The organism is Nonomuraea gerenzanensis, assembly GCF_020215645.1.
GTDB classification, from domain to species: Bacteria; Actinomycetota; Actinomycetes; order Streptosporangiales; family Streptosporangiaceae; genus Nonomuraea; species Nonomuraea gerenzanensis.
Genome location: NZ_CP084058.1, coordinates 9,037,885 through 9,054,290, shown reverse-complemented (window position 1 = coordinate 9,054,290; position 16,406 = coordinate 9,037,885). Strand labels below are relative to the sequence as shown.

Annotated in this window: 15 protein-coding genes; 5 read left to right on the top strand and 10 right to left on the bottom strand. The window is 70.8% G+C overall.

The features are described from left to right. Position 1: 1 nt before the first annotated feature. Genes LCN96_RS42065 through LCN96_RS42055 form a run of 3 tightly spaced genes read right to left on the bottom strand, consistent with a single transcriptional unit; the run spans position 2 to position 2,784 of the window. On the bottom strand, positions 2-421 hold the full coding sequence (locus LCN96_RS42065; protein ID WP_225267992.1) for a hypothetical protein: 420 nt from the start codon (positions 419-421) through the stop codon (positions 2-4). Further along, positions 418-1,935 (bottom strand): hypothetical protein, encoded by a 1,518-nt coding sequence (locus LCN96_RS42060; protein WP_225267991.1) that lies wholly within the window; start codon positions 1,933-1,935, stop codon positions 418-420. Before LCN96_RS42060 ends, LCN96_RS42065 begins: the two co-directional genes overlap by 4 nt. A gap of 30 nt (positions 1,936-1,965) precedes the next feature. Beyond that, positions 1,966-2,784: a DUF4253 domain-containing protein gene (locus tag LCN96_RS42055; RefSeq protein ID WP_225267990.1), complete on the bottom strand. Its 819-nt coding sequence runs from the start codon at positions 2,782-2,784 to the stop codon at positions 1,966-1,968. A 112-nt stretch (positions 2,785-2,896) separates the two neighbouring features. Here LCN96_RS42055 and LCN96_RS42050 point away from each other — a divergent pair, with 112 nt between their 5' ends. Continuing rightward, a complete protein-coding gene (locus tag LCN96_RS42050) occupies positions 2,897-3,475 on the top strand; it encodes an HAD family hydrolase (RefSeq protein WP_225267989.1) in 579 nt (192 codons plus the stop codon). Here the strand turns inward: LCN96_RS42050 and LCN96_RS42045 are convergent. Together LCN96_RS42045 and LCN96_RS42040 are read right to left on the bottom strand one after the other, a co-directional pair. Further along, a complete protein-coding gene (locus tag LCN96_RS42045; protein WP_225267988.1) occupies positions 3,472-4,116 on the bottom strand; it encodes a TenA family protein in 645 nt (214 codons plus the stop codon). The two genes, LCN96_RS42050 and LCN96_RS42045, sit on opposite strands and share 4 nt — an antisense overlap. Before the next feature lie 107 nt (positions 4,117-4,223). Beyond that, positions 4,224-5,261, bottom strand: a complete 1,038-nt coding sequence (locus LCN96_RS42040) for a TIGR03118 family protein (RefSeq protein WP_263657390.1) — start codon at positions 5,259-5,261, stop codon at positions 4,224-4,226. A gap of 217 nt (positions 5,262-5,478) precedes the next feature. Here LCN96_RS42040 and ppgK point away from each other — a divergent pair, with 217 nt between their 5' ends. Continuing rightward, positions 5,479-6,213: a polyphosphate--glucose phosphotransferase gene (ppgK, locus tag LCN96_RS42035; protein ID WP_225267986.1), complete on the top strand. Its 735-nt coding sequence runs from the start codon at positions 5,479-5,481 to the stop codon at positions 6,211-6,213. Between the two features lie 57 nt (positions 6,214-6,270). Here the strand turns inward: ppgK and LCN96_RS42030 are convergent, their stop codons facing one another. Next, on the bottom strand, positions 6,271-6,708 hold the full coding sequence (locus LCN96_RS42030) for a MarR family winged helix-turn-helix transcriptional regulator (RefSeq protein ID WP_225267985.1): 438 nt from the start codon (positions 6,706-6,708) through the stop codon (positions 6,271-6,273). A 58-nt stretch (positions 6,709-6,766) separates the two neighbouring features. On the opposite strand from LCN96_RS42030, the gene LCN96_RS42025 reads away from it, so the two are divergent. Beyond that, positions 6,767-7,126 (top strand): VOC family protein, encoded by a 360-nt coding sequence (locus tag LCN96_RS42025; RefSeq protein WP_225267984.1) that lies wholly within the window; start codon positions 6,767-6,769, stop codon positions 7,124-7,126. A 93-nt stretch (positions 7,127-7,219) separates the two neighbouring features. Continuing rightward, positions 7,220-11,089 carry an ATP-dependent RNA helicase HrpA gene (gene hrpA, locus LCN96_RS42020; RefSeq protein WP_225267983.1) on the top strand — a complete coding sequence of 1,290 codons (3,870 nt, stop codon included), beginning with the start codon at positions 7,220-7,222 and terminating at the stop codon, positions 11,087-11,089. 73 nt (positions 11,090-11,162) lie between these two features. Here hrpA and LCN96_RS42015 read toward each other — a convergent pair whose 3' ends face one another. After that, complete coding sequence (locus LCN96_RS42015; RefSeq protein ID WP_225267982.1) at positions 11,163-13,166, bottom strand: catalase; 2,004 nt, start codon at positions 13,164-13,166, stop codon at positions 11,163-11,165. Positions 13,167-13,249: 83 nt separating this feature from the next. Here LCN96_RS42015 and LCN96_RS42010 point away from each other — a divergent pair, with 83 nt between their 5' ends. Further along, positions 13,250-13,903, top strand: a complete 654-nt coding sequence (locus tag LCN96_RS42010; protein WP_225267981.1) for an HAD family hydrolase — start codon at positions 13,250-13,252, stop codon at positions 13,901-13,903. Here the strand turns inward: LCN96_RS42010 and LCN96_RS42005 are convergent. Genes LCN96_RS42005 through LCN96_RS41995 form a run of 3 tightly spaced genes read right to left on the bottom strand, consistent with a single transcriptional unit; the run spans position 13,896 to position 16,384 of the window. Then, a complete protein-coding gene (locus LCN96_RS42005; RefSeq protein WP_225267980.1) occupies positions 13,896-14,219 on the bottom strand; it encodes a DUF5709 domain-containing protein in 324 nt (107 codons plus the stop codon). The two genes, LCN96_RS42010 and LCN96_RS42005, sit on opposite strands and share 8 nt — an antisense overlap. Before the next feature lie 33 nt (positions 14,220-14,252). After that, positions 14,253-14,807: a hemerythrin domain-containing protein gene (locus LCN96_RS42000; protein ID WP_225267978.1), complete on the bottom strand. Its 555-nt coding sequence runs from the start codon at positions 14,805-14,807 to the stop codon at positions 14,253-14,255. Between the two features lie 23 nt (positions 14,808-14,830). Beyond that, positions 14,831-16,384, bottom strand: a complete 1,554-nt coding sequence (locus LCN96_RS41995; RefSeq protein ID WP_225267977.1) for a gamma-glutamyltransferase family protein — start codon at positions 16,382-16,384, stop codon at positions 14,831-14,833. Between the last annotated feature and the right edge of the window lie 22 nt (positions 16,385-16,406).

Here is a 16,406-nt window from a genome sequence, read left to right as displayed (position 1 = left end):
CTCACAGCAGGCGGCCGCCCCGCAGCCGCCACTGCACGAACAGCACCCGCATGGGCCCGTTCGCGAACAGCCACTGGCCGATCCAGACGACCCCGAACATGACGGCGAACGCCCAGAACGGCACCGGCCCCTCGACCCCCGGCACCAGCCCGGCATCGAGGAGCAGCCACATGAGCAGCCCTTCGGGCACGGCCGTGAGCAGCCCGAACAGCGTCGGCCAGTCCTTGTCCCAGCGGAACTGCATCAGCAGGTGGTACACCAGCTCCCAGCCGACGCCGACCACGGCGACGGCCAGCAGCACCAGGAACGCCTCGCCGAAGGACATCGGCAGCACGAGCGCGAGCAGCGCCGTCAGCACCACGCCCACCGTGGCCAGCACGAACAGCCGGGTCTGCACCCGCCCGGCCAGTGTCGGGATCAAGCCGGTCTCCTGTTCGCCGCCCACTTCACCCACTGGGACACCGACCTGATCGGCCCCAGCCCCTTGCAGAACCCGCGCCCGGCCAGGTCGTCGGCGATGTCGAGAGCCGCCGTCTGCATGCCGAGGAAGCTGTCCACCGCCAGGAAGTGATTGCCCGCGGTCGCCGCGCCCGAGGCGTACAGCCTGCCGTCGCCGTTCTCCGTGCCGAGCACCTCGAAGCTCCGGCCGACCTGCAGCCTGCCCGCCCGGTTGGTGCGGGCGCCGCCGTGCCGCAGCAGGTCCGCCAGCACCCGGTGCTCCGGCATGTCGGCCTCCAGGCCGGTGCAGTCGATGATGAAGTCGGAGACGTACTGCATGGGCGCCGCGCTGGTGCTGCGGGTGTGGGTGACCAGCCGGCCGTCGGGCGTGCGGTCGATGAGCTCCACCTCCGCGTGCACCGCGTGGTACCAGCTGCCCTGCCTGGCGCGGCGGAGCTGCTCCTGCCAGCGGGCCAGCTTCGGCGTGGTGGTGCCGGCCACCAGCTTCGCCAGTTGTGCCCGCCGCTCCGGCGTCGCCCTGCGGAACTGCGCCTTGAGCTGGCCGCCGAACGCCGACTTGGGCATCGTGAACGCCTGGTAGGCCCACCCGTCGCCGCCCTTGCGCCGCATGAACGCGTGCGGCCCGTGCGAGCCCGTCACGTACGTGCGGAACAGGTGCACGATCGTCGTCTGCAGGCCGTACCGCTCCCTGTCGTCCATCAGGCGCTGCAGCACCCGCGAGGCCACGATGCCCGCGCCGCGCACCACCACCACGCCGGGGCGCTTGCGGAGCTGGTCGTAGACGTGCTCGTGCGGCTCGTACGCGTTCACCACCCGGTAACGCTCACCCTGCCGCTGCCGGAACTCCTGAAGGTCGTCCAGGAACTTCAGCCCCGGATACCCGACGGCCAGGTGCACGTACCGCGAGCGCAGCGCCACCCGCTTGGTCGGCCCGCTGCCCGCCGGCGGCGTCAAGACCGTGAAGTAGCCGCCGCCCATCCGCTTCCTGACCATGCGGACCTGCCCCTTGGCCAGCATCTCCCAGTAGCCGATGCGGTCGGCCTCGCGCTGCACGCCGCGCATGACGAGCGCGGCCCGCGGGCTGTAGAAGTCGGTGCCGATCGGCTCGGTGAGCACCTGGAGCAGCGGCTCGGCGGAACGTTCCTGCCACGCCTCCTGCAACGCGTACGACGGGAAGCCCCAGATGTTGTCGGGCCGCGCGCCCGAGTCGGAGCGGATGCGCTCGTGCGCGGGCAGCTGCGAGACCCGCGTCAGGTACTCCCAGGTCTGCCAGGGCGAGTCGCTGGTCGACAGCACCCGCATGGCGGTGGTGGGCACCCCGCGGATGCGCAGCACGTCGAGCAGCGTGAACGAGCCGATACCGCCGCCCACCGAGACCAGCGGCATGTCGAAGACGGGAATGCCGGCCGACTCCACCAGCCCGTCGGCCCAGACGGAGGAGTGCAGCAACTCCGGCGTCAGATCACCCCAAGGCACGAAAGTTAAAGGTAGCGTAAAAGGGGTCTTTCAATCCCACCAGAATGACCAAGCGTGTCCGCCCATGATCTGGGCGGCGTACCCCTGGAGGTCCCCCGGCCCCTGCACGACGTTGTCCGGGCAGAACGTCCAGTGCTCGGCCGCCACGTGTAAGGCGTGCTCGAAGTCGACCGGCGGCGCGGCCACGCTCAGCTCCAGCGTGTTGAACCCGACGCTCACCACCCGCACCCCGAACCGGTCCTCCCAGCTGCGCACCACCGCCGCCATCGGCACCATCCACTCGTTGTGGTGCAGCGCGCCCTGCCAGCCCATCACCGCCAGCGCGTCGGAGCCCCGGTCGGCGGCGACCAGGCCGAGCGGCATGCCCTTGACGGCGAGCTCGCCCGCCAGCCAGTCGGCGACTGCCCCGGGGACGGCCTTGAGCACGCCCGGCGCGGCCGGGCCCGGGCAGATCGCGCCGTACGGCTCCAGCTCGTCCAGCGCGTCCGTCGGCATCTGCACCACCCACTCCTGCCATACCTCCGCCATGAACCCCTCGGCGGTGAAGTGGTCGATCAGGCGCGGATCGTCCGGCACGACCTGCCCGACGCCCCAGGGCTGTGCCGACTCGTCCAGCAGCAGCGGCCACAGGCCGCTGTGGGGGTGCCATTCGCGCAGCAGTGTCCAGGCCGCCCCGGACACCGGCTCCTCGCTCATCCAGAACGCCGGCCGCGGCGCGTCCCCCTGCCCGGTGTAGCCGGGATCCGGCCAGACCACGTCACCGGGAGGCAGCGCCACGGGCAGCCTGCGCCCCCTGCCGCCGTCGGCGAACAGGGCGCCCAGCTCGCGTGGCAGCCGATGATCGCTCATGCCCTACCGTTCCGATACCGAATCCTGTCTCGGAGATGGTAGTGCCGCCGGTCGGGTCGCAGCCTGTGGCGGGGGACCCCTGTCGTGCCGGGGTGGGGCAGAATGCTGTTCCGTGCTCCCCTTTGACGCGGTTCTCACCGACTTCGACGGCGTGCTGCGCCACTTCGACCACGCCGCCCAGGCCGACATCGAGGCCCGTTACGGCCTGCCCCTGCGCAAGACGGCCTTCGACCCGGGGCTGATCCTGCCTCCGACGCTCGGCCACCTGACCGAGGCGCAGTGGGCCGAGTCGATCGTGACGGCGCTCGGCGGCGACGAGCGCGCGCGGCAGGCCGTGGCCGAGTTCATCGCCATCGAGTTCTGGGTGGACGAGGAGGTCAAGGCGCTGCTCGCCAGGGCGCAGGAGCGGGTGCCGGTGATCATCGTGACCAACGCCATGGACACGCTGGAGGAGCACATCGACCGGCTCGGGCTGACGTACTTCGCCGACGACGTGGTGAGCAGCGCCCGGGTCGGCGTGGCCAAGCCCGACCCGCGCATCTACGAGATCGCGGCCGAGCGGGCCGGCGTCGCGCCCGGGCGCTGCCTGTTCGTGGACGACCGGCTGCCGAACGTCGAGGCCGCCAGGGCGCTGGGCATGACCGGCGTCCACTACCGGACGATCCAGGACCTGGCCGACGTCCTGAGCTAGCCGGCGGCCATGTCGAAGAAGGCCCGCTCCAGCTCCACGGCCCGCCGGAACACGCCCAGCACCTCCTGGCGCCGCTCCTCGCCCAGCCCGGCGCCCAGGCGGTCCAGCTCGCCGCGCAGGAAGGCCACCCAGGCGCGGAACTCCTCGCCCTCGTGCAGCTCGATCCACTCCCGGTGGACGAAGCTCTCCGGCAGCGGCTCGCCGGCCCGCGAGGCCCAGCCGAGGTAACACCACTCGGCCACGCACAGCACGGCGGCGATCAGCAGGTAGTCCTGCGAGCGGCGCACCTCGTCCATGAGCCCCCTGAACGCCGCCGTCACCGGCTCCAGCGGCACCTCGGTCCGGCCGCCCAGCTCGGCCAGCGCCCGGTGGAAGTACGTCTTCTCCTCGGTGGTCGCCACCTGCCCGAGGAACGTGCCGTACGGCACCCGCGCCTCGAAGGTGTCGGCGGCGGCCACGGCCGCGCCGAGCAGTGCCGTGAAGGAGTCCACGAACTGGAAGTCCTGCTCCAGGTAGCGCCGCATCGCATCGCCGGCCGCCGTTCCCTCGTTGATCGCCATCGCGAACGGGTGGGTCACCACCGCCGTCCACTCCGGCTCGCACTGCTGCCTCAGCCACTCGCTGAACGTCTGCTCATCCATGGCCTCCAACGTAGAGGCCACCGGGCTGGACGGACCGCCGCCCCCTCGCCGTGCTGGGCGAGCTGCGCTTCTCGCCAGGCCAGGGGGCGGCGGCGACTGAGCGCCGGTCAGTACCCGCCGTACGGATTCTGGGAGGACGGCTGGGTATTGGGAGCGCTCGACTGGTGGCCCGCGGGGTGCGACGGGCTGCTCGACGGCGTGCTCGCCGCCCCGTTGGAGCTCACCTTCGTGCCCTGCGGGGCGATGACCCCGATCAGGCCGTGCTTGGTGCCGTCGATGCCGGCGGAGAACCACAGCGCGCTCTCGCCGCCGGTGGCGGCGGTGCCGGGCTCGAGGTCCCAGAGGCCGGGCAGCACGACCGGCTTGCCGTCGGAGGTGCGCAGCGCGCCCAGGTGCCGGCCGCTGCGGTAGGCGTGGACGGTGCCGTCGCCGAAGTTGCCGACCAGCAGCGCGTTCCTGTACTGGCTCCAGCCCTTGGGCGCGGCGGTGATGCCCCAGGGGGCGTTCAGCCCGACGCGGGAGATGCGGCCCGTCAGGCGCCCGCTGGCGTTGAAGCGGCTGACGAAGCCCTTGCCGTTGCCGAAGACCGGCTTGCCGGTGCTCGGGTCACGCAGGGCGTAGGCGACCCAGATGTTGCCGTTGGCCACCGCCACGTTGTAGGCGTGGTAGCCCTTCGGCAGTGCCCGGTCCCTGAACTGCGACCGGCCCAGCGGGATGCGCCGGAAGTCCTCGTCGAAGGCGTGGATGCGCCCGCTGGCGAAGTCCGCGGCCAGCAGGAACGCCTCGTCCTCGGTCTGGACGAGCTCCAGCCCCTTGTAGTCGGCGCCGCGGGTGAAGGCCGCGATGATCGCGTTGGCCGGGTCGGCCTCGGCGTTCCAGCCGCTGATAGCGCCGCTCGGGCTGGAGAAGATGAACGTGGCGGGCTTGCCCTTGACGGTGAAGCCCTCACCGGGGTTGAACACCTGGCCGGTCGGGGCTCCGCCCGGGATGGCCACCTCCGTCTGCTCCTTCTTGCCCGTGCCGGAGTAGACGGTGGCACTACCGGTGCCGGTGTTCGAGACCCACAGTGTCTTGCCCATGGCCAGGCCCCACGGGTTGACGACCTTGGGGTCGGTGACCGGGGCTTTGCCCTGAACGTCCGACACAAGGTTGATGACGTCGAATCGCGTCCTGGTGGTGGCGTGTGCGGGAGAGGTGAGAGTCGCTCCCAAGACGACCGCAACAGCGCAGAGTGTGATGATGCGTGGCCGCATCCGTTGCCTCCTAGTTAGCGCTTGTGACGCGAGATACGCGGAGGGAAGAGTCGGGGTTCAGCCGGTCCAGAAATAGAGTTATTTGCGTCTGCGGGGAAGATAGACAGTCATGAACGTGCTGGGCATCGACATCGGCGGCTCCGGGATCAAGGGCGCGCCCGTCGACACAGAGGCCGGTGAGCTGCTCGAAGAGCGGCTCCGCATTCCCACACCGCAGCCGTCGGCTCCCGACGAGGTGGCCGCGGTGGTCGAGACGATCTCCCGCCATTTCGGATGGACCGGTCCGGTCGGGGTGACCTTCCCCGGGGTCGTGGTGAACGGGGTGATCAAGACGGCCGCCAACGTGGACCGCTCCTGGGTGGGGGTGGACGCGGCGCAGCTGTTCGGCGGGGCCACCGTGCTCAACGACGCCGACGCCGCCGGGCTGGCCGAGATGCGCTTCGGCGTGGGGCGGGAGCGGCGGGGGACGATCCTGATGCTGACCTTCGGCACCGGGATCGGCAGCGCCCTGTTCGTGGACGGCACGCTGGTGCCCAACACCGAGCTGGGGCACCTGGAGCTGAACGGCAAGGAGGCCGAGCACCACGCCTCCGACCGGGCCAGGGAGAAGCACGACCTGAGCTGGGAGAAGTGGGCCGAGCGGGTGGAGGACTACCTGCGCCACGTCGAGATGTTGTTCTCCCCGTCGCTGATCGTCATCGGCGGGGGTGTCAGCAAGAAGGCGGACAAGTTCCTGCCGCACGTCCGGCTGGACACCCCGGTGGTGCCCGCCGCGCTGCAGAACCAGGCGGGGATCATCGGGGCCGCCCGCGCGGCGGCGGGCCGCATGCAACGCGTCCACTGACGCCTGACGGCACCCGATCTCCGGCGCGCCTGGGTGTGGCGTGGCGCACCCAGGCGGTCACTCCGGGCCGGACAGCGCCTCGGCCATGCCGTCGAGCTGCCGCAGCAGCACCTCCGTCTCAGCCCGGCCCAGCCCCGACGTCATCCGCCGCTCGATCGCCAGCACGTCGGCCCTGGCCGCCTCCAGCACCCGTTCCCCCGCCTCCGTCAGCCGCGTGGGCAGCGCGCGCCCCGAGGGAGCCGTGGCGGGCCGCGTGACCAGCCCCGCCTCCTCCAGGTTGCGCAGCACCACGTTCATCGACTGCCGCGTCACGAACGCCCCGCGCGCCAGCTCCGCGTTCGACAGCTGGGGCTGCCGTCCGAGCAGCTCCAGGCACACGTACTGCGGTGTGGTGAGCCCGTGGGCGCGCAGGGCGGCGTCCATGACGGCCCTGAGGGCGGCCTGCACGCGCTTGAGCTGGTAGCCGACGGTCCGGGTGGCATCGTCTTGCGTCATGTCAGAATTCTGACATATGCTCGCTAATGTCAAAACTCTGACATGGAAAGAGAGTGCCATGACCGTCACCGGAATCGACTTCGTCGCCCTGCAGGTCCGCGACCTCGACCAGGCTGCCGCCTTCTACGAGACCCGCCTCGGGCTCGAACGCAGCCCGGTGAGCCCGCCGCACGCGATCGTGTTCGCCACCGAGCCCATCGCCTTCGCCGTACGCGAGCCGCTGCCCGGCGTGGAGCTGCCCGAGCGCCCCGGGACCGGCGTCGCGCTCTGGCTCAAGGCAGGCGACGCCCAGCGGCTGCACGACGAGCTCCAGGCGGCGGGCGTGCCGATCGTGACCCCGCCGGTGGACGGCCCCTTCGGGCGGACGTTCAGCTTCGCCGACCCCGACGGGTACGTGGTCACGATCCACGATCGCTAGACACGGGCGATATTGGGATGCGCGAGGCGGGCGCGTCAGGCACCATGGGCGGTTGGCTCCGGGGACGCGGGGCTCAAATATCCTGAAAGCAGTATGGGAACGCCTTCGTTGTCCTCTCCACTCGCCGAGCTCCAGTCCCGCCTGCCCGACCTCATGCCGCGCGACCAGCGGCGGTTGCGGCGCAGGCTCGACGGCATGCGCCGCGTGCGCTCCCGCGACACGCGCGACAAGATCGTCGCGGAGATCCTCGCCGACCTGGAACGCGCCGAGCAGCGGCTGGTCCGGCGCCGCGAAGCCGTACCAGTAGTGAAATATCCGGAAAATCTGCCTGTATCGCAGCGCAAGGACGACATCCTGGAGGCCATCCGTGACCACCAGGTCGTCATCGTCGCGGGCGAGACCGGCTCCGGCAAGACCACCCAGATCCCCAAGATCTGCCTGGAGCTGGGCCGGGGCGTACGCGGGCTGATCGGCCACACCCAGCCCCGCCGCATCGCCGCCCGCACGGTCGCCGAGCGCATCGCCGAGGAGCTCGGCACCGGCCTCGGCGAGGTGGTCGGCTACAAGGTCCGCTTCACCGACCAGGCCAGCGACCGCACCCTGGTCAAGCTCATGACCGACGGCATCCTGCTGGCCGAGCTGCAGAACGACCGCCTGCTCGACCAGTACGACACGCTGATCATCGACGAGGCCCACGAGCGCAGCCTCAACATCGACTTCATCCTCGGCTACCTGAAACAGCTCCTGCCCAAGCGCCCCGACCTCAAGGTCGTCATCACCAGCGCCACCATCGACCCCGAGCGGTTCTCCCGCCACTTCGACGACGCGCCGATCATCGAGGTCTCCGGCCGCACCTACCCCGTCGAGGTGCGCTACCGGCCGCTGGAGGAGGACGACGACCAGACGCAGGGCATCGTCGACGCCTGCAGGGAGCTGATCGGCGAGGGCCCCGGCGACATCCTGGTGTTCCTGTCGGGCGAGCGGGAGATCCGCGACGCCGCCGACGCCCTGGCCAAGGCGGAGTTCCGCAACACCGAGATCCTGCCGCTCTACGCCCGGCTCAGCGCCGCCGAGCAGCACCGCGTCTTCCAGCGCCACACCGGCCGCCGCGTCGTGCTGGCCACCAACGTCGCCGAGACCTCGCTCACCGTCCCCGGCATCAAGTACGTCGTGGACCCCGGCTTCGCCCGCATCTCCCGCTACAGCCACCGCACCAAGGTCCAGCGCCTGCCGATCGAGCCCATCTCGCAGGCCAGCGCCAACCAGCGCAAGGGCCGCTCCGGGCGGACGTCCGACGGCATCTGCATCCGCCTGTACGAGGAGGAGGACTTCCTCAGCCGGCCGGAGTTCACCGACCCCGAGATCCTGCGGACCAACCTGGCCTCCGTCATCCTCCAGATGACCTCGATCGGGCTCGGCGACATCGAGGCGTTCCCGTTCGTCGAGCCGCCCGACCGCCGCCAGGTCAAGGACGGCGTCAGCCTGCTGCACGAGCTGGGCGCGTTCGACGCCCAGAACAAGCTGACCGGCGTCGGCCGCAAGCTCGCGCAGCTCCCGGTGGACCCGCGCCTGGGCCGCATGGTCCTGGAGGCCGAGAAGAACGGCTGCCTGCGCGAGGTCATGGTGATCGCCGCCGCCCTGTCCATCCAGGACCCGCGCGAGCGCCCCTCCGACAAGCAGCAGCAGGCCGACGAGAAGCACCGCCGCTTCGCCGACCCCGAGTCCGACTTCCTGGCCTACCTCAACCTGTGGAACTACCTGCGCGAGAAGCAGCAGGAGCTGTCCTCCAGCGCGTTCCGCCGGCTGTGCAAGGCCGAGTTCCTCAACTACCTGCGCGTACGCGAGTGGCAGGACATCTACAGCCAGATCCGCCAGTCGCTCGGCGCCCACCCCAACAGCAGCCCGGCCGACCCGCACCACGTGCACACCTCGCTGCTGGTCGGCCTGCTGTCGCACATCGGCGTCAAGGACGTGATCGAGAAGCGTGGCGCCGACGGGCGCAGGCCGATCCAGGAGTACCTCGGCGCCCGCAACGCCCGCTTCGCCATCTTCCCCGGCTCGGCGCTGGCCAAGAAGCAGCCGCAGTGGATCATGTCGGCCGAGCTCGTCGAGACCTCCCGCCTGTGGGCCAGGGTCAACGCCAAGATCGAGCCCGACTGGGTCGAGCCGCTCGCCCAGCACCTCGTCAAGCGCACCTACTCCGAGCCGCACTGGGAGAAGAACCAGGGCGCCGTGATCGCCCTGGAGAAGGTCACGCTGTACGGCGTGCCGCTGGTGACCGGCCGCAAGGTCAACTACGGCCGCATCGACCCCGACCTGTCGCGCGAGCTGTTCATCAGGCACGCGCTGGTCGAGGGCGACTGGGACACCCACCACAAGTTCCTCAAGGACAACCGCCGGCTGCTCGGCGAGGTCGAGGAGCTGGAGAACCGCGCCCGCCGCCGCGACATCATGGTCGACGACGAGGCCCTGTTCGACTTCTACGACCAGCGGGTGCCGGCCGAGGTGGTCTCGGCCCGCCACTTCGACTCCTGGTGGAAGCAGGCCAGGCAGGAGCAGCCGGACCTGCTCACGTTCTCGCCGGAGATGCTGGTCAACGAGGGTGCCGACATCAGCGCCCGCGACTACCCCGACACCTGGAAACAGCTCGGCCAGCGGATGAAGCTGACCTACCAGTTCGAGCCGGGCGCCGACGCCGACGGCGTCACCGTGCACGTGCCGCTCCAGGTGCTCAACCAGGTCAGCTCCGACGGCTTCGACTGGCAGATCCCCGGCCTGCGCGAGGAGCTGATCACCGCGCTGATCCGCTCCCTGCCGAAGAACCTGCGCCGCAACTTCGTGCCCGCCCCCAACTACGCCAAGCAGGTGCTCGCCGGCGTCAAGCAGGGTGCCGAGCCGCTGCTGGAGGCCGTCGAACGCGAGCTGCTGCGCCTGACGGGCATCCGGGTGCCGCGCGACGCCTGGCAGCTCGACCAGGTGCCCGACCACCTGCGTATCACCTACCGGGTGATCGACGAGCGCAGGCGCACGGTGGCCGAGGACAAGGACCTCGACGCGCTCAAGCGCCGCCTGGCGCCCCGCCTGCGCCAGACCCTCTCCCAGGCGGGCGACGACCTGGAGCAGACCGGCCTGCACACCTGGAGCTTCGGCACCCTGCCCAAGGTCTTCGAGCAGGGCCGCATGAAGGGCTACCCGGCCCTGGTGGACGCGGGCGACTCCGTCTCCATCAAGATCTTCGAGACCCAGGCCGAGCAGCGCCGCTCCCACTGGCCCGGCGTGCGCCGCCTGCTCCTGCTCAACGTCACCAACCCGGCCAAGTCGCTGCTCGGCGGCCTGTCCAACCAGGCCAAGCTGGCCCTGTCACGCAGCCCCCACGGCGGCGCGGTGGCCCTGTTCGACGACGTGGTCAACGCCGCCGTCGACAAGCTCATGCTCGACGCCGGCGGCCCGGCCTGGGACCCGGTCGGCTTCGACCGCCTCTACCAGCACGTGCGGGCCCACCTGTACGACACGGCGCAGGACGTGCTGGCGAAGGTGGAGCAGATCCTCAGCGTCTGGCACGAGTCGAACGTGCGCCTGGACACCCTGCGGGCCGGTGCGGCCACGCGGGACGTACGGGACCAGCTCGGCAAGCTCGTGTACGCGGGCTTCGTGACGGCCACCGGCTATCGGCGGCTGTCGGACATCCTGCGATACATCCGGGCGATCGACCGCCGGCTCACCAAGCTGCCCGAGGAGCCGTGGCGGGATCAGGAGTGGATGGACCGGGTGCACAAGGTCGAGGACGACTATCACGACGTGCTGGAGCGGCTGCATCCGGCGCGGCGCGGGGATCCGGACGTGGTGGAGATCCGGTGGATGATCGAGGAGCTGCGGGTGAGCTTCTTCGCCCAGACGCTCGGCACTCCCACGCCTGTGTCGGAGAAGCGGATCGCCAAGGCGCTGGAGAAGCTCACGCCCTGATCATGGAGGTGTCGAGCCCGGAGCCGATCCAGGGGCCGCCTCCGCTAGCAGCGGAAGCGGCCCGGCGCGAGCCTCAGGCGGGCACCCCCGACACGTCCCGGTCGTAGAAGCGATGCCCCGCCACCGCCTCCGCGAAGGCGGTCGCGATGTCGTCGCCCACGATCACCCCCACGTCGTTCGGCAGCCGCGCCGCCTCCACGAGCTGCCGCCCGGACCCCACGCCCCCGACGGCCTTGCCGTGCCGGAAGGCCTCCAGCACGAAGAAGACGGCCCGGGCGGAGGAGGCCAGCGCGGCGCCGTCCGCCGCCACCACGGCGTCGTAGAGGACCGAGCTGGCCGCGGTGAGCTGCCGGTCCACCGGCAGGCCGCCGATCTCTCCCTCGCGCGGCGCCACGATCTCGCAGATGGCCCCCTGGCCCTCCAGGGCCTGGCGGAAGGCGGTGACGGCGGCGGCGTCCGTCCCGTTGGCCATCAGGATGGCGATCTTACGGGTGGCGACGCCGCGGGGCTGGTCGGTCATGCTGAGCGCGGGGGAGGTGTGGGAGTGCACCTGGCCGCCGCCCGGCGTGGGCAGGCCGAGGCCCTGGGCGACCGCGGCGCCGAGGTCCGGGTGGATCTTGCCGCAGTGCACGACCATGGCCTCCTTGATGTGCTTGCGCTCCACGTGCCCCAGCTCGAACAGGAACGCCGAGACGATGTGCCGCTTCTCCCAGTCGGCCATGCTGTTCCAGAACAGCGTGGCCTGGCTGTAGTGGTCCTCGAAGCTGGGGCTGCGCTTACGGATCTTGGAGCCTTCCACCTTCTCCTGGTAGTGCCGGTAGCCGTCCACGGCCGCGGGGCAGCCGCCGCTGATGGAGTTGGGGGCGTAGCTGGTGCGCGACTCGTGGATGAGGTGCTGGTGGAAGCCGTCGCGCTGGTCGTTGCGGACGGGGGCGATCGGGCGGTTGATCGGGATCTGCGGGAAGTTGGGCCCGCCGAGGCGCAGGAGCTGGGTGTCGAGGTAGGAGAAGTTCCTGGCCTGGAGCAGCGGGTCGTTGGTGAAGTCGATGCCGGGCACGACGTTGGCCGTGTGGAAGGCGACCTGCTCGGTCTCGGCGTGGAAGTTCTGCGGGTTGCGGTTGAGGGTCATCTTGCCGATGGCCCGCAACGGCACCTGCTCCTCAGGGATGATCTTCGTGGGGTCGAGCAGGTCGAAGTCGAAGTCGTGCTCGCGCTCCTCGGGCACGAGCTGCACGCACAGCTCGAACTCCGGGTACACACCGCGCTCGATCGCCTCCCACAGGTCGCGGCGGTTGAAGTCGGGGTCGTTGCCCTGGATGCGCAGCACCTCGTCCCACACCAGCGAGTACGTCCCCAGCTTCGGCCGCCAGTGCCACTTGACGAACGTGCCCTTCCCCGAGGCGTTCACCAGCCGGAACGTGTGCACCCCGAACCCCTGCATCATCCGGTAGCTGCGCGGGATGGCCCGGTCGGACATCACCCACATGATCATGTGCAGCGACTCGGGCTGGAGCTGGATGAAGTCCCAGAACGTGTCGTGCGCCGACTGCGCCTGCGGGATCTCGTTGTGCGGCTCGGGCTTGACGGCGTGCACGAAGTCGGGGAACTTGATGCCGTCCTGGATGAAGAAGACGGGGATGTTGTTGCCGACCAGGTCGAAGTTGCCCTGGGTGGTGTAGAACTTCGTGGCGAAGCCGCGCACGTCGCGTACGGTGTCGGCGGAGCCGCGGAAGCCGGCCACGGTCGAGAAGCGCACGAAGGTGGGGGTCTTGACCGAGGTGTCGTTGAGGAACTCGGCGGAGGTGAGGTCGCCGAGCGGCTCGTACAGCTCGAAGATCCCGTACGCGCCCGAGCCCCTGGCGTGCACCACCCGCTCGGGGATGCGCTCGTGGTCGAAGCGGGTGATCTTCTCGCGGAAGTGGAAGTCCTCCATGAGGGTCGGCCCGCGAGTGCCGGCCTTGAGCGAGTTGTCCGTGTCGTCGACCCGGATGCCCTGGTCGGTGGTCATGTTGAGGTCGTCGAGAGGGACGCGGTGCTCGTCGAGCTGGCGGTCCTTCGCGTCACGCGATGAATGCATGGAAAAATCCCCCTTGCAGATACTTCGTCCGGTGTCGCCTAGTGGCCGGACAACTGAGGTGAAACGTGCGTGCAGGGGGATCGATGATCAAGGCAGTGGTGTTCGACGTCGGCGAGACGCTGATCAGCGAGACGCGCATCTGGTCGCGGTGGGCCGAGCGGCTGGGCGTCAGCCACTTCCTGCTGATGGGCCTGCTCGGCGGGATGGCCGCGCTCGACCGCCCGCACGGTGACGCCTTCCGGCTCATCCGCCCGGGGTTCGACCTGGACAGCGAGGAGGCCGCCTGGGAGCGGGACGAGCCTGACGGCCTGCGCAACCACTTCGACGCCGACGACCTCTATCCGGACGTGCGCGAGGCCCTGTCCGCCATCGGAGCGGCCGGCTACCAGGTGATCATCGCCGGCAACCAGCCTCGCCGGGCCTATGACGCGCTCGTCGCGATGGACCTGCCGGCCGACTCGGTGCACACCTCGGAGGGGTGGGGGGTGTCCAAGCCGGAGGCGGGCTTCTTCGCCAAGGTGGCCGCGGTCGCGGGCCGGGAGCCGGCCGAGATCCTCTACGTGGGCGACCGGCTCGACAACGACGTGCTCCCGGCGGCCGCGGCGGGCATGCGCACGGCGCTGCTGCGCCGAGGCCCGTGGGGCTACCTGCACGCCGACCGCCCAGCGGCGCAGGCCGCCGACGTGATCGTCGACGACCTGCATGCGCTGGTGCCCGCGCTGGAACGCCTCACGTGAGGTTCTCGTCGGGATCGATGCGGACCGCGCGTTCCTCGGCGGACATGTCGTCGTTGTCGTCGAGGTAGTCCACGCCGATCTCCTCGTCGTCCCGGTCCGGCTCCAGCCCTTCGTCCGGCTGGGTGAGCCGGTGCTTGGGCCGGGGCTCGCGCAGGCGCTCGGGCGCCTCCCGGCGCAGGCGTTCGTCCAGGGTGTCCCGGCGCTGCGGGTCATCCTCGACGACCTCGTGGTGGAGGCCGAGATCGTCAGTCCACTCGGTGACTTCGATCTCCTGCTCGTCCGCCATGCCGTGCCGGTTCGGAGGTGTTTCGGTCATACGCGCCTCCTACCCACAGTGCGGACCGAAATCCTAGGACTTGCCCTGCTGTATGGCCTGCGCCAACTCTTCCTTGTCCATCTGGGAGCGGCCGGGGATGTCGGCCTGCTTCGCCTGCTCGTACAGCTCGGCCTTGGTGGGCTCGTCCGGCGAGGCGGAGGCGGAGGGGGAGCCCAGTGCCGCCAGCTCCTCGGCCCTGCGCTGCTGGAACGCCTTGCCGAGCCGCTCCAGCTCCTTGGCGTCGGCCGACTTCTTCAGTGAGGGCAGGAGCTTGGTCTCCTCCTCCTCGACGTGGTGGTTGATGGATTCGACGAGCTCGTCGAGAGCCTTGGCGAACTCGGCCGTGCCCGGCTGCGCGCGGACGAGCGAGTCGAGCAGGACCTCCGCCTCCTTGTGCTCCTCGACGCTGTGGTGGGCGTCGATGCCGGGATAGACGCGGTCCTCCTCGGCGCGCGCGTGCGCGATCAGGAGGGCGTGCAGCTCGGAGACGAGGGCCTTCTGGTCACCCTGCCCCTTCTTGAGCTTGTCGAAGATGCCTTCCACGACCCTGTGGTCCTGCGTGATGAGAGTGATGACGTCCGTAGCCATGGTGTGGCTCGCTACCCGGACGGTCACCGTCCAATCGCGGAACCGACCAGTGAACGGGGGTCCGCGGCGCCTGCCAGCATGCCGTCGGCGCGCACGTCGATCAGGTGGGCGTGGCCGAACGAGCTCCCGTACGGCAGCGCCGCCACCCGGTGCCCGATCGCGGCCAGCCCGTCGCCCCAGCTCGCGCCCTCCTCCAGGTCGAGCACGGCGTCGTCGGGCGCGTCCCAGGTGTCGAAGCCGGTGCCGCCGGTGCCCAGCCGCCAGCGCGGGGCCGCGATCGCCTGCCCCGGCTCCTCGCCGTGCAGCAGCAGGCGGGTGATGACCTGCAGCAGGATCTGCGGTTGCGCGTCGCCGCCCATCGTGCCGACGACCGAGCGCAGCGTGCCGTCGCGGCGGGTGATCAGCGCGGGCGTCAGGGTGTGCGGCGGGCGCCTGCCTGGCCCGTACTCGGCGGGGTGGCCGGGCTTGAGGGAGAAGCCGATGCCGCGGTTGTGCAGGTTGATGCCGGTACGGGGTTCGAAGAGCATGCTGCCGAACCCGGAGGCGTTCGACTGGATCAGCGACACGCCCATGCCGTCGGAGTCGACCACGCACAGGTACGTCGTGTCGCCCGCCTCGGCCGGGGCCCGCAGCCGCAGCCGGGAGCGCGGATCGACCAGGGCCCGCCGCCTGGCCGTCTCGGCCGGGTCGAGCAGGTCCTTGGCGGCCTCGTGCAGCACGTCGAGCCGGTCGTACCCGGCCACCCTGGCGGACTCGGCCAGCAGGTGGGCCCAGCCGGGATGACGGGGCGAGGCGGGCAGGTCGAGGCCCTCGGCGATGGCCAGCGAGCGCAGCAGCAGGTAGCCCTGCGAGTTGGGCGGCATCGACCAGACGTCGTGGCCGTACACGCGCACCTTCAGCGGCTCCACCCAGTCGGCGCCCGGCGCGGCCAGATCCGCCTCGGTGTACTCGCCGGCGCCCAGCCCGATCAGCCCCTGGCCGAACTCGCCCAGGTAGAAGCCGTCCCTGCCGCGCTCGGCCACGGCACGCAGCGCGCGGGCCACGCCCGGCCTGGTCATGCGGTCGCCCGCGGCGCGTACGGCGGCGAAGTCGGCGCCCCCGGGCCGCCGGGCCGCGCCCGGGGCGCCGGCCACCATCAGCGGCGAGGCGGGGAACCCGTGATCGGCCAGCCGGATCGCGGGCGCGAGCAGCTCCGCCAGCGGCAGGCGGCCGTGCCGCTCGTGCAGCGCCGCCCAGCCGTCCACGCAGCCGGGCACCGGAACGGACCTGATGTCGTGCAGGTGCGGCATGCGCGTGTGGCCCTCGGCACGCAGCCGGGCGGGATCCGCACCGGACCCCGCCCGTCCGGAGGCGTTGAGCGCGCTCACCTCGCCCCTGCGGCCCGGCTCGTGCACCAGGGCGAACAGGTCGCCGCCGAGACCGCACAGGTGCGGGGCGACGACGGCGAGCACGGCGTTGACGGCGATGGCCGCGTCCGCGGCGGATCCGCCGCGCTCCAGCATCGTCAGCCCGGCCGCCGAGGCCAGGTGGTCGACGCTGCACACCATGCCGGAGGGCGCGTATCGGGTGTTGTGCACGTCACGAGGGTACGCGCCCGGC

What these genes read in the sequence shown, in the direction of transcription:
- ppgK (WP_225267986.1), top strand. Translation starts at nt 5,479, where the DNA reads ATGAACGTGCTGGGCATCGACATCGGCGGCTCCGGGATCAAGGGCGCG.
- LCN96_RS42010 (WP_225267981.1), top strand. Translation starts at nt 13,250, where the DNA reads ATGATCAAGGCAGTGGTGTTCGACGTCGGCGAGACGCTGATCAGCGAG.
- LCN96_RS42015 (WP_225267982.1), bottom strand. Translation starts at nt 13,166, where the DNA reads ATGCATTCATCGCGTGACGCGAAGGACCGCCAGCTCGACGAGCACCGC.
- LCN96_RS42000 (WP_225267978.1), bottom strand. Translation starts at nt 14,807, where the DNA reads ATGGCTACGGACGTCATCACTCTCATCACGCAGGACCACAGGGTCGTG.
- LCN96_RS42045 (WP_225267988.1), bottom strand. Translation starts at nt 4,116, where the DNA reads ATGGATGAGCAGACGTTCAGCGAGTGGCTGAGGCAGCAGTGCGAGCCG.
- LCN96_RS42030 (WP_225267985.1), bottom strand. Translation starts at nt 6,708, where the DNA reads ATGACGCAAGACGATGCCACCCGGACCGTCGGCTACCAGCTCAAGCGC.
- hrpA (WP_225267983.1), top strand. Translation starts at nt 7,220, where the DNA reads ATGGGAACGCCTTCGTTGTCCTCTCCACTCGCCGAGCTCCAGTCCCGC.
- LCN96_RS42055 (WP_225267990.1), bottom strand. Translation starts at nt 2,784, where the DNA reads ATGAGCGATCATCGGCTGCCACGCGAGCTGGGCGCCCTGTTCGCCGAC.
- LCN96_RS42005 (WP_225267980.1), bottom strand. Translation starts at nt 14,219, where the DNA reads ATGACCGAAACACCTCCGAACCGGCACGGCATGGCGGACGAGCAGGAG.
- LCN96_RS42025 (WP_225267984.1), top strand. Translation starts at nt 6,767, where the DNA reads ATGACCGTCACCGGAATCGACTTCGTCGCCCTGCAGGTCCGCGACCTC.